11 protein-coding genes are annotated in these 11,416 nt (G+C 44.4%); 2 read left to right on the forward strand and 9 right to left on the reverse strand.

What is annotated here, in order from left to right:
• Positions 1-44 precede the first annotated feature (44 nt).
• Together DPF91_RS10475 and DPF91_RS10480 are read left to right on the forward strand one after the other, a co-directional pair.
• Positions 45-2,036, forward strand: coding sequence for a methyl-accepting chemotaxis protein (locus tag DPF91_RS10475; protein ID WP_117234375.1), 1,992 nt, complete (start codon positions 45-47; stop codon positions 2,034-2,036).
• Between the two features lie 170 nt (positions 2,037-2,206).
• Positions 2,207-3,367, forward strand: a complete 1,161-nt coding sequence (locus DPF91_RS10480; RefSeq protein ID WP_117234376.1) for a DUF1887 family protein — start codon at positions 2,207-2,209, stop codon at positions 3,365-3,367.
• 187 nt (positions 3,368-3,554) lie between these two features.
• Here DPF91_RS10480 and DPF91_RS10485 read toward each other — a convergent pair whose 3' ends face one another.
• The 9 genes from DPF91_RS10485 to htpX form a co-directional block, all read right to left on the reverse strand.
• Entirely contained in the window at positions 3,555-4,085 is a 531-nt protein-coding gene (locus DPF91_RS10485) for a DUF3833 domain-containing protein (RefSeq protein WP_117234552.1), read from the reverse strand.
• Between the two features lie 9 nt (positions 4,086-4,094).
• Complete coding sequence (locus DPF91_RS10490; protein ID WP_117234377.1) at positions 4,095-4,670, reverse strand: chalcone isomerase family protein; 576 nt, start codon at positions 4,668-4,670, stop codon at positions 4,095-4,097.
• A 24-nt stretch (positions 4,671-4,694) separates the two neighbouring features.
• Positions 4,695-5,201 carry a DUF2878 domain-containing protein gene (locus DPF91_RS10495; RefSeq protein ID WP_117234378.1) on the reverse strand — a complete coding sequence of 169 codons (507 nt, stop codon included), beginning with the start codon at positions 5,199-5,201 and terminating at the stop codon, positions 4,695-4,697.
• A gap of 8 nt (positions 5,202-5,209) precedes the next feature.
• Positions 5,210-6,487, reverse strand: a complete 1,278-nt coding sequence (locus DPF91_RS10500; protein ID WP_117234379.1) for an SAM-dependent methyltransferase — start codon at positions 6,485-6,487, stop codon at positions 5,210-5,212.
• On the reverse strand, positions 6,481-7,311 hold the full coding sequence (locus tag DPF91_RS10505) for a DUF1365 domain-containing protein (RefSeq protein ID WP_117234380.1): 831 nt from the start codon (positions 7,309-7,311) through the stop codon (positions 6,481-6,483). Before DPF91_RS10505 ends, DPF91_RS10500 begins: the two co-directional genes overlap by 7 nt.
• Positions 7,308-8,603, reverse strand: a complete 1,296-nt coding sequence (locus DPF91_RS10510; protein WP_117234381.1) for an NAD(P)/FAD-dependent oxidoreductase — start codon at positions 8,601-8,603, stop codon at positions 7,308-7,310. The genes DPF91_RS10505 and DPF91_RS10510 overlap by 4 nt, the downstream gene beginning before the upstream one ends.
• Positions 8,604-8,616: 13 nt before the next feature.
• Positions 8,617-9,414, reverse strand: coding sequence for an SDR family NAD(P)-dependent oxidoreductase (locus tag DPF91_RS10515; protein ID WP_117234382.1), 798 nt, complete (start codon positions 9,412-9,414; stop codon positions 8,617-8,619).
• Positions 9,414-9,836 carry a nuclear transport factor 2 family protein gene (locus DPF91_RS10520; protein ID WP_117234383.1) on the reverse strand — a complete coding sequence of 141 codons (423 nt, stop codon included), beginning with the start codon at positions 9,834-9,836 and terminating at the stop codon, positions 9,414-9,416. Before DPF91_RS10520 ends, DPF91_RS10515 begins: the two co-directional genes overlap by 1 nt.
• Before the next feature lie 232 nt (positions 9,837-10,068).
• Positions 10,069-10,938, reverse strand: a complete 870-nt coding sequence (htpX, locus tag DPF91_RS10525) for a protease HtpX (RefSeq protein ID WP_117234384.1) — start codon at positions 10,936-10,938, stop codon at positions 10,069-10,071.
• Positions 10,939-11,416: the final 478 nt, after the last annotated feature.

Genomic DNA, 11,416 nt, shown 5'->3' on the forward strand with positions numbered 1-11,416 from the left:
CTTTTATTTGGTTGTTTTTACTTTTGAGTTTTTAGGGAGAGACGATGAAAGGATCGGTAATTAAACGGATGTATGCCGGATTCGCACTCATCATTATTATGTTTGCGGCCACCATCACTTTGATGATGCAAGGCATGAATCAAATCCACACTGAGTTCGGCAAGGTGTCTACCTCATCTCTGCCACTGGTTTCCACATCAAGCCAAACTAGCGTCAGCCTTTTATCTGCAGACAAGGTTTTCAAAGACTACCTCACCACACAAGACAGCACGAAAATGGCAGAAATGCGCGAGCAATTTTTAAAGTCAGAGCAGTCTTTCACTGAAGTATTCTCTCAGCTAGAAAACATCTCAGCACAACATCCAAGCCTTTACGATGAGATTGAACAACTACGTGAAATAGAAACCCGCTACTTTGAAGAAGCAAAGCAAGCGATGGTGAATTATTCTGAGATGTTTGATGCGCAAGCAAATGTACAGACCTTGTCTCGTAACTTCCAACGTCTACACTCTGATTTATCGGTTGGAATGAAAGAATACATTGACGACCAAACAAGTATCTCAGTCAAGATGATGGCGAAAAGCTATTTCGTAAAGCTGAAAGACGCAGAAGTTGTGACCTCTGATGCACTATCAAGCTCCGACCCAGAATTCGTTGCCAAGTCGGTTTCAGCTAACCGCAAAGCTGTGACACACCTAGGATACTCATACCAAGGGTTAGCTGCGATGCTTCCTGAGCTCAAAACTCAGTTCGATGAATCTGTAGACAAGTTCATCAATGACGTGGGTAAACCAGGCGGCGTACTTGATCAGCATGCTAACTATTTAGCCTCTCAGACAGCTCTGTATCAAAACATCGCAAATCTAGCTAAAGAAATCGATACCGCAATGATTTTACTCGATTCTTTTAATGATTACGCAGGTCAGAACCTTCAAGGTTCATTGGACGAGGCTGGGTCTATCTATCAACAAGGTATTGTCAAAGCCGTCGTTATCGCTGCCGTTGTCACTGTCTTTGCCGCAGCCATTGGTTATCACATCGCACAAAGCGTACGTGAGCCAATGAGTCGAATCCTTGTCACACTTGAAGCGTTGACTAAAGGGGATATGACTCAACGTATTGATATCCGCTACAACAACGAGTTTAGCCGTGTAAGTGGCCACATTAATACACTCGCAGATAGTCTTCACAATATCTTGGTCAAACTGAACGATGCATCAGACAACCTCACCAATGCGGCTGAAAATAATGAGAACACCTCTTCGAAAGCTCAAAGCCAGCTGAGTCAACAACGTGAACAAACCGCAAGCGTTGCCACAGCGATGGCGCAGATGTCTCATTCCGTGCAAGAGGTTGCCCAAAGCGCGCAAAGTTCACTGGATATGGTTCATCAAGTTGAATCTGCATCAGAATCTGGCCGCTCTATCATGAGCACAAATATCACCACTATCAATCAACTAGAGAGTCGTTTAAACGAGTCTGTTGACGCTGTTGGCGAGCTACAGAAAATGAGCAGCCAGATTGGTTCTATTCTTGATGTTATTCGCAATATTGCTGAGCAAACTAACCTGCTCGCTCTCAATGCTGCTATCGAAGCAGCACGCGCGGGGGAACAAGGTCGTGGATTTGCCGTAGTTGCTGATGAAGTTCGTGTTCTTGCCCAGCGCACGACGGAGTCTACGTCTGAAATTGAGACCATGATTAGCAATCTACAGTCCAGCTCTAAAGACGCAAGCAAGGTCATCGAAAGCTGTATGAGCGAGATGGACTCATCTGTCGAGCAAGCGTCTAATGCCAACAGCGCAATGGAAGAAATCCAGGCACTGATTATCGAGATCAGTCACATGAGTACCCACATATCACAAGCAGCAGGAGAGCAAAGTGCGACGACCTCAGAGATCGCACAAAGCCTTGAAGACATTAACCTTATTGCGGATGAAAGCTACAAAGCGATGTCGACAATTGCCAGCGTCAGTGAAGAGCTCACCGCCCTAGCGAGCCAACAAGGCGATCTAGTCCATCAATTCAAACTGTAAGCTAAATGTAATTTGATTCTTATCAAGTTACATTTAACTCGCTGAACAAGAGCGATTTTTTGTATATATCGCTCTTGTTTTTTATGACACCAGGCTCTATATCCTTTATAGAGCTTGCACTTTCGCTTTTATTTTCTCAGTTTGCAGGCCAATAGAATGAAGGATATTTTATGGCCATTCACGTTGGCATTATTGACCAAGACCCCATTCGTCTTTTGACTCCCCTTCTGGATGAACGCACCGTCAGCCAGCATATCGTTTTTATCGGAGACGAAACCCAGAAAGAGATGTACCAACGCCTGAGCACAGTTTTAACCAAGCGTGATATCACCGTTGAGTTTTTTGAGATCCCTCAAGCAGTCAACACTTCACTAATCAAGCAGTCCATCATGAAATTGGCTGAAGAGCTCAAGTCTCGTGGACAAGAGATCAAACTCAACGCGAGTTGTGGTTTACGACATCGCCTTCTTTCTGTTTACGAAGTTTTCCGCAGTTATCATTGGCCCATTTTTGTGGTTGAGCCCAATAGTGATCGCTTGTGTTGGCTTTATCCAAACAGCCAAGAGGATGCACAAGTTCAAGACCGTATTACCATCGAAGATTACCTGACTGTGTTTGGAGCTCGTGGTGAATTTAACCATCAAGAGCTTCCTCCACAACTCGACCAGAAACTTTATGAACTCGGCGAACGTTGGGCCAGCAATGCTTTAGAACTTGGTCCAGGTTTGGCGACCTTGAACTACCTCGCTACAACGTGTCGTAAAGAGCAAAAGCTCGATGTTGAGTTAACCGAGAAGCAACAAGGCTATCGAGAACTCAATATGCTTCTGTCTGATCTCGTCGACGCTAAGATCGCTACCTATGATCAGGGCGTACTTACTTTCGCTAACGAAGATGCACGACGTTTTTCTAATGGTGAGTGGTTAGAAACGTTGGTTAACAGCACAGTTAAGCAAATCCAAGAAACACTGCCGACCATTCAAGACCGCTCTTTGAACGTTCAGGTATACCGTGAGATTGGTGATCGAGAAGTACGGAATGAGCTTGATGTTGCTACTGTTGTAAACAACAAACTTCACATCATCGAATGTAAAACCAAAGGTATGCGTGATGATGGTGATGATACACTTTACAAGCTGGAATCACTTCGTGATCTACTTGGCGGACTACAAGCTCGAGCGATGCTAGTAAGCTTCCGTCCTCTTCGCTACAACGATATTACTCGTGCTGAAGATTTGGGGCTTGCGTTGATCGGTCCGGATGAGCTGAAAGATCTAAAAAGTCATCTATCCAAATGGTTTAACGAAGCTGGTGGGCACGAAGAGCTGTAGAGGCTAGAGGCTAGAGGCTAGAGGCTAGAGGCTAGAGGCTAGAGGCTAGAGGAAAAATTAGAGGTTGGCGTTTATACGTCAACCTCTTTTCACGCTAAGATAGTTATCTAGTTATCTAGTTATCTAGTTATCTAGTTATCTAGTTATCTAGTTATCTAGATTCTAACAGTAAAACGCTCCGTCCTTCCTACTTAGTAAAAAAGAGCGTGACCCGTCCTACTTCAACACCAAACTTCTTAATTTTGGTGATATTAAATACGCGTTTCTCATCATGACGGTAAAGCCAATCGTCGAACTCAACTTCAATTTGCTCTCCGTCAACTTCGAGCTCAAAATCGTACACCCAATGTACCACGTTGCCGTGCTCTTCTCCGTCTGCGTATCCAACGATGTCGTCTGCTTTACCTCTATAGGTATTATTGCCCTTACGTTCGATAGTCCAGATTCTCTGCTTTTCATCACCGTCAGCAAAAATAAAGTCCTCAACAAGGACCAAAGTGTCCCCATTCACTTGTCCATCGATCTCAACAGTAAAACGACGGGTTAATCTATCACTGTAGTCTTGCACCATTCCCCAGGCGTAAGTGTCGCCCTCAAAGTACCCAAACAGGTCAAAGCTCGGTTCTGTTTGCTGGTACTCTTGAACATCAGTAGAGCACGAGCTGAGCGCTAAACAAGCCCCCATAGCAAAGAAGAAGTTTCGTAGTTTGTACGTCATCGCTTTCATTTACTTCACCCCTACTAATTGATCCCTGAGGTCACGATACTCGCTATTAGGTGCTAGCCAGATTGCTAAAAACGCATCGTTGAGATTTTCATTTTCAACCCGACCAATCAATCTATTGCTAAAAAATTTACTCGAGTGATAAAAACTACCCACCTGCCCATCGGTGACGTAGGCGAGCTTATCCCCTTCTCTAATATTGGGATAAATCGCTTTCATCGTTGCGATCCAACTGCCTTGCTCACCCTTACTCACTCCAAGTTTAGTCCATTGGTCTTGAGTTGCTTCAATGAGCTGTTCTGCACTTATGTCGCGCTGGTACTCGATAGTTAAGGCGAGTGGGTGCGGCGTTACGTCGTCTGATAGCTGATAGTAGCCATTTGGCGTTGTGAGGCGAGATTGATAGATGTCGAAAAAAAACCACGATAGCTGCGCTTCACCGACTAAAGGCCATTGCTGCCACTGGTTTTTATTTACAGCCTCTTGCTGGCGGGTGAGCGACGCTGATGATTGGAAACTTGTAACCAGCATGAGTAAACCGAGCAAATTGGCTGTGTAGTTTAGAAGAATGCGTCCCATCGATACTGCTCCCTTTGGATGCTATCAGTTATTTACGTACTGGTTAGAAAACCACTCCTTTTTAGAAGCAAACAAGATGAGACTCGTAAGTAATGCCCACTCAATCATTAATATTATGAAGGTAGTCATAAATGGAATCCCCCACTCAACCGCACCGAACTTAACGCCTGCGAAGTAACTGAGTGCTCCTCCCATTGCTCCTAATGCTATTACGACTAAATGAGGCAATGTGCTCAATCGCGCAGCCATTAAATTTGCATACCAACCAAACGCAAACCACAGTGCAACCAACCAAAGGGGAATAAAATGAGAAGGGAATATAAACAAACCGCCAGCTTGATTCAGGCTGTCCACCAGCACGCCAACCACAGAAAAAGCAACGGCTTGTGATAAAAAATGCTTGCCGAGAGTCATTAGCCAGACATAACTCGCGACCACAAGGGCGAATAACCAAACTTGGTAGTGGCTCTGGCCTAACACGGCCAAGAACCATAATAGTTGAAACCAAACCGAAATAGCGACCAGCCTCATCACAATACCTACGAATCTTGAGCCGAAGAGGGGCGCGATAAAGTTAGGTGAATTGTCGATATGCTATTAGCCAAAAATCCGCCCTCGCAATAGCAGAAGTAATAACGCCACATACGAATGAAACGCTCATCGTACCCTAACTCTCTAACACGTCGCTCTGCATGGTTAAAACGTACTCTCCATTCTTTCAGCGTCTTCGCGTAGTCCTGCCCAATATCAAACAGGTCACGAATCACTAAATCACTGTGTTTCGTGGCAGCAGCTGCTAATGACGTCACTGACGGCAGAAATCCACCCGGGAAAATGTACTTCTGGATAAAATCAACATCATTACTGTAAGAATCATATCTCTGGTCTGCGATAGTGATCGCTTGTATAGCCATTAGCCCACCCGGCTTAAGCAAGGACTGGCACTTTTTGATGTATGACGGTAAGTACTCTTTCCCTACCGCCTCAATCATCTCGATCGATACTAGTTTGTCGTACTGCCCTGTTAAGTTGCGGTAGTCTTCTTTAAGCAAAGTAATCTTATCTTCTAACCCTTCAGACTGAATACGCTGCTGAGTATAGGCGTGCTGCTCTTCCGATATCGTGGTTGTCGTCACTTCAACCTGATAATGCTTCACCATATAGATAGCCATTGCGCCCCAACCGGTGCCAATTTCGATCACTTTATCTCCAGCTTGAAGGTTTAATTGTTGACACAAACGTTCCATTTTATTGAGCTGGGCCTGTTCCAATGTATCGCTTTCATCTTTGAAATAGGCAGATGAGTAAAGCATCTCTTTATCTAGAAATGTAAAGTACAAGTCGTTACCGAGATCATAATGGGCATGGATGTTTTTCTTTGAATTTTCAATAGAGTTTCTGTTGAGCCAGTGAACGCATTTTTTCAACACGTTCGTTGTCCAATTCGATTCTTTTTCCATACGGTCAACAGACTCTAGATTCAGCGCCATTAGCTTCATGACCAGTGTGAGATCAGGGCTGTCCCACCAATCATCCATATAAGCCTCACCCGCAGCGATGCTACCGCCCGAGAGCACTCGTTTATAGAAGTCAGGGTGTTTTACTTCAATCAAGGCGTTTATCTTGTTGTCACCAATAGGTTTAGGGCCGAACTGGCGATAACTCACAACAGATTCTTCTACGTCACTATCGAACTGTTCCAAAATTGTTAACTGGCCAAATTTGAGACTGTCTAGCGTCTTAAACATCAATTGCTGCGCGGCTCTCTGTGTGGTTGTGAGTCCCTTTCTCGACGCCAATACACTGCTGTTCAACATTGTGAATTCTCCTTAACTTGCACAGAACTGCTGCCATCTTGAGCCGAATCTGATTGATTTTGTTTTAAGTCATTCTTAGTTTCGTGATTACCAGGATGATCAAATATAGGGACACGCTTAAGCCACAGCTTGAGTGCATGCCAATAAATGCCAAACATCACATACACCGCCATTACTGGAACGCGCATTAATTGGGTGAGCATCTCACGTGATGTGAACAAATGCTTCTTCATCGCCATCGTCGCATCGAACACCTTATCGCCCTTGTGACACTCAAGGTGAATAAAAAGCTTTTTATCTAAAGGGTTAACGCGCCAAACGTATTCCTGATCCATAGGATTAAATGGGGAAACATGGAACGCTTTGGCGTGCCTCCAGCTCTTGCCTGCTTCAACTGCTGAAGCTGGTATTGCGTAATAATGCCTTTCATTCCACGGTGTATTACTTACTTCCGCCAACAAGTACCGCCACGTACCCGCATCATCATGCACATAGTAAAAGTTCACAGGGCTGAAATAGATGCCCATATATCTGAGATGACAAACGGCAATGACTCGTCCCGTCGTCTCGTCGCCGGTAAGCTCTTGCACTTTACAGTGCACAGCCGCCTTGAGGTTGCCCTCTCCTAAATAATCTTCACGTTTGAATCTCGCCCAATGCCACCAACGAGTACCAAAGAGCATCACCGACTTTTCTAATTGCTCAATCTCATCAAGGTCAATTGCTGGCATAAACAAGACGTAGTTCAAGCTGTGCTTTTGAGGTGTAAAGCGTCGATGCCTTACATCGCCCACCATAAGTGAAGAGTTGAGTTCAGCCATCATGCCGCCCCTTTTACCTGGGATTGCTCATCATTGTGTGTTTCTGCAAGTACTTGTATTCCCCGCACCACATCCAGTGCACTACGCACTCCGTCCTCATGGAAGCCGTTGTACCAATAAGCACCGCAAAACCAGGTTTTATTCACACCATTGATTTCTTCTTTGCGTTGCTGTGCTTTCAAAGACTGTGTAGTGAATACAGGGTGGTCATAGACGAATGTACGTAGGACCTTATCGGGGTTAATCTTGTCTGAGCAATTCAAAGACACGCAGAAGGTATGATTCGACTCAATGTGCTGGAGAATATTCATATCGTAAGTCAGTGTCGGCAGTTGGAACTCTTCTCCCGCTTTACCCTCTAATTTATAGTTCCAGGCGGCCCAAGCGGCAGTGCGCTTTGGCAACAGCTCGGTATCTGTATGTAATATCACTTCATTCGCTTGATACGCCATGTCACCAAAGATCTCTTGTTCCTTATTACTAGCATCACTGAGAAGCGCTAATGATTGATTACTATGAGATGCAAAGATGACATGATCGTAACGTTCTGTTTGCCCATTACTTTCCACTAATACCCCTTCAACCGAACGGGTGACTGAACCAACCGGACTATTGAGACGAATGCGGTCCTTAAAGCCACGAGTCAAGGGTTCTATATAACTGCGTGAGCCACCGTCTATCACATACCATTGAGGTCGATTGACAACATCTAATAAGCCATGGTTCAAGAAAAATCGTAAGAAAAAACCCAGTGGGAAAGCACGCATGTCAGCTAATGTCGATGACCAAATCGCCGCCCCCATTGGCAGAATGTAGTTCTCACAAAAATAATCAGAAAAATTATTTTCAGAAAGGAAGTCACCCAGCGTTTGACCATCTTCTACGTGTTGCTCAACTCTGCTTTTAGATAGCTTGTTGAAACGTACGATTTCATAGATGAACTTGTAAAATTTAGGCTTGAATAGATTGCTCTTTTGAGCGAATAGCGTTGCAATTGTGTGCCCATTGTACTCCAGACCTTGCTTGTCGTTGCGTACACTAAAGCTCATTTCGGTCGGAGTAGTTGATACACCAATTTCGTTAAGTAAGCGGATGAAGTTTGGGTACGTTCTATCGTTGTAAACAATAAATCCCGTATCGACCGCGTAATTCTTGTTATCTAGCTGTACGTCAATAGTAGCTGTGTGTCCGCCGACATAATCATTGGCTTCGTAGACAGTGATATCGTGCTCTTTATGAAGATAGTAGCCGCATGTTAGGCCAGAAATTCCGCTTCCTATTATCGCGATTTTCATGATGACTCCTTTATCACTGTTTATGTTGAGATGGCGTCTGGTTAGCACCAGATTCTGATTTAACTAACTTGCTCACCAACCAGTACTGCCAGTTATATGGCAGAAGGCCAATTACTCGTAAAATAGACGTGAAGACAAATGGGAAGTAAATATTTGTCTTCCCAGCTTCAATGCCCCTACGAATAGATCTAGAAGCCTCTTCTACCGACACAATCATTGGCATATCGAAGGTGTTTTTGTCGGTAAGTGGTGTCTTAACAAAACCAGGAAATACTGAGACAACATCGATACCTTGTGGCGCAAGATCTAAGCGAAGAGTACGTGCTAGATAACCGAGGGCGGCCTTTGAGGCTCCGTACGCTTCCGCTCTTGGTAGAGCAACCTCACTGGCAATAGAACCAACGACGACAACTTTATGCCCAGCCTCAAAATGTGATTGGAAGGCCTCGATGCAGTTCGCTACACCAGTCACGTTTGTGTTCATCACTCTCGCAAACAGACCAGAATCAATCTGACCGTCGTCAATATATTCACAATCCCCAGCGTTTAGTATCCAAACAGCCGGATGCCATGACTTGTCTAAACTCGCGAGTTGTTTTGCAGCGTCTTGAGCAGACGACGTATCCGTAATGTCGAAGCTGAGTGACTTAATATTGTCCGAAGTTTCCTCAAGGTCTTCGAGTCGTGACTGGTTTCTACCGCAACAAATTACTTTGACACCACTTTGAGCGTAATCCTTAGCGAGCTGCATTCCTATACCGGAGGTTGCTCCGGTAATTAAGACGCAGTTATTAGCGATTGTACTGTCCATTACGACTTACCTAGCTTGAGTTTGATCGAACGAATGATTGCGCCGAGTATCGGGAGGTTTTCATAGAGCATCTCGCCCAAGTCGAAATAATCGCGGTGATAAATGACCTTACCATCGCTGAATTTGAGGTGACTTACTCCTTTGACGACGACGAGTTGTCCAGCTTTCAGCTTGGGGTGTTTAAGCGACATCTCCCATACTAAGAAACCCACGTTTCCAATTTGCTGGTGTTCAGTAATATTGAAATCACAGCTCGTTACGTTACTGTACAAGCTATCAAAGTAAGCCGATAAAGCGCTCCAACCTTCTAATGTATGAGCAGCATCCTCAAACACAACATCATTGTGATATACGTTCTCTAGCATCGAGAGATTGTTCTTGCTGAGCTGCTGATAGACTTTTCCGACCGCTTCGATATTCATTGTCACCTTCCAACTGTTACAACCATTTAGGATGTTTGAACCAGGGTTGTACAAAATTTGTAGATGTATAACTTAAAGGTAGTGCATACCCAAAAGTTGTACAAATTTTATTTTGTATAACTTTTTCGGTTTATTACGCAGAGAAGGAAGGATGCGATCAAAAAAGGCTTGGAAAATCCAAGCCTTTATATATTAGTAGGTTATAGCGCCTTATAGAGGCTATCCCACGATGTTACATGTTGTAACCACGCAGCGCATCGATACGCTTGTCTAACGGTGGGTGGCTCATCAGTAGTTCGGTTAGAGAACGCTTACCGTTGATACCAAATGCCATCATTGAACCCTCTAGTTGAGGTTCATGGCTGACTTTTAGTCGCTCCAGTGCCGCAATCATCTTGTGCTTACCGACCAGTTTCGCCGCACCGTAGTCAGCGTGGAACTCGCGGTGACGGCTGTACCACATCGTAATAAAGCTTGCTAAGAAGCCGAAAACTAGCTCAAGCACCATAGATACACCGAAGTAAACCATCATGTTACTACCTTGACCCTCTTCATCATCGTTAGATGCAACAATATTTGCGATAAAACGAGATAAGAAGATAACGAAGGTATTCACAACGCCTTGCATCAAAGTCATAGTGACCATGTCACCATTCGCGATGTGGCTAACTTCGTGAGCAAGTACCGCCTCAGCCTCGTCACGAGTCATGTTGTGCAGTAAACCTGTTGATACTGCAACCAAAGAATCATCACGCTTTGCACCTGTCGCAAATGCGTTGATATCCGGAGAGTCATAAATCGCAACGGTCGGCATACCAATACCTACTTGCTGTGATTGACGAGAAACTGTCTCAAGTAGCCAGTGCTCTGTTTCGTTGCGTGGGCTTTCAATCACTGCACCACCGACTGAGCGAAGAGCCATACCCTTCGACATCATCAATGAGATGAAAGAACCACCAAAACCAAATACCGCAGCCATCACCAATAGACCTGACAAGCTTCCCGGCTGCATTCCCGTTACTGCATAAACAACATTAAGCACCACGCTTAATACCAGCACGACGGCTAGGTTCGTTGCTAGGAATAACATCACTCGTTTCATTACTCTCTCCAAATAGGATGATTTATTTTTATATTGAATAGTAAGGCAGTCACTTACCTACTACCTATATAGATAGTGTCTAAGATTTGAATTACAAGGTTAAGCGATAAATTGAAACATTTAATGACACATGAGGCTAGAGGCTAGAGGCTAGAGGCTAGAGGCTAGAGGCTAGAGGCTAGAGAATCATGATGACGTAAAACGGCCTCCGTCAACCTTCTCCGCTCAAACCATAATTCTCAAACTCAATTCTATCCTGATATGCCACCGTACGCTTAAATAATATACCTAGCCTAATTATTCAGACTCCAACCATTACCTCTTAAGTATAAAAAACACCATTCCATTACGAGATCTGCCTCACATTACTATCCCAAACAAAGCAGATATTTAGCTAAATCGGTTTTGCTTCACAGTTTTGAAGCACATGGTTTTGTAATTTTCCGTACGAACAAACAAGAGCAGAGCCTAGGGCTCT

Source organism: Vibrio maerlii (assembly GCF_003415655.1).
GTDB lineage: Bacteria > Pseudomonadota > Gammaproteobacteria > Enterobacterales > Vibrionaceae > Vibrio > Vibrio maerlii.

What these genes read in the sequence shown, in the direction of transcription:
- DPF91_RS10475 (WP_117234375.1), top strand. Translation starts at nt 45, where the DNA reads ATGAAAGGATCGGTAATTAAACGGATGTATGCCGGATTCGCACTCATC.
- DPF91_RS10480 (WP_117234376.1), top strand. Translation starts at nt 2,207, where the DNA reads ATGGCCATTCACGTTGGCATTATTGACCAAGACCCCATTCGTCTTTTG.
- DPF91_RS10485 (WP_117234552.1), bottom strand. Translation starts at nt 4,085, where the DNA reads ATGACGTACAAACTACGAAACTTCTTCTTTGCTATGGGGGCTTGTTTA.
- DPF91_RS10490 (WP_117234377.1), bottom strand. Translation starts at nt 4,670, where the DNA reads ATGGGACGCATTCTTCTAAACTACACAGCCAATTTGCTCGGTTTACTC.
- DPF91_RS10495 (WP_117234378.1), bottom strand. Translation starts at nt 5,201, where the DNA reads ATGAGGCTGGTCGCTATTTCGGTTTGGTTTCAACTATTATGGTTCTTG.
- DPF91_RS10500 (WP_117234379.1), bottom strand. Translation starts at nt 6,487, where the DNA reads ATGTTGAACAGCAGTGTATTGGCGTCGAGAAAGGGACTCACAACCACA.
- DPF91_RS10505 (WP_117234380.1), bottom strand. Translation starts at nt 7,311, where the DNA reads ATGATGGCTGAACTCAACTCTTCACTTATGGTGGGCGATGTAAGGCAT.
- DPF91_RS10510 (WP_117234381.1), bottom strand. Translation starts at nt 8,603, where the DNA reads ATGAAAATCGCGATAATAGGAAGCGGAATTTCTGGCCTAACATGCGGC.
- DPF91_RS10515 (WP_117234382.1), bottom strand. Translation starts at nt 9,414, where the DNA reads ATGGACAGTACAATCGCTAATAACTGCGTCTTAATTACCGGAGCAACC.
- DPF91_RS10520 (WP_117234383.1), bottom strand. Translation starts at nt 9,836, where the DNA reads ATGAATATCGAAGCGGTCGGAAAAGTCTATCAGCAGCTCAGCAAGAAC.
- htpX (WP_117234384.1), bottom strand. Translation starts at nt 10,938, where the DNA reads ATGAAACGAGTGATGTTATTCCTAGCAACGAACCTAGCCGTCGTGCTG.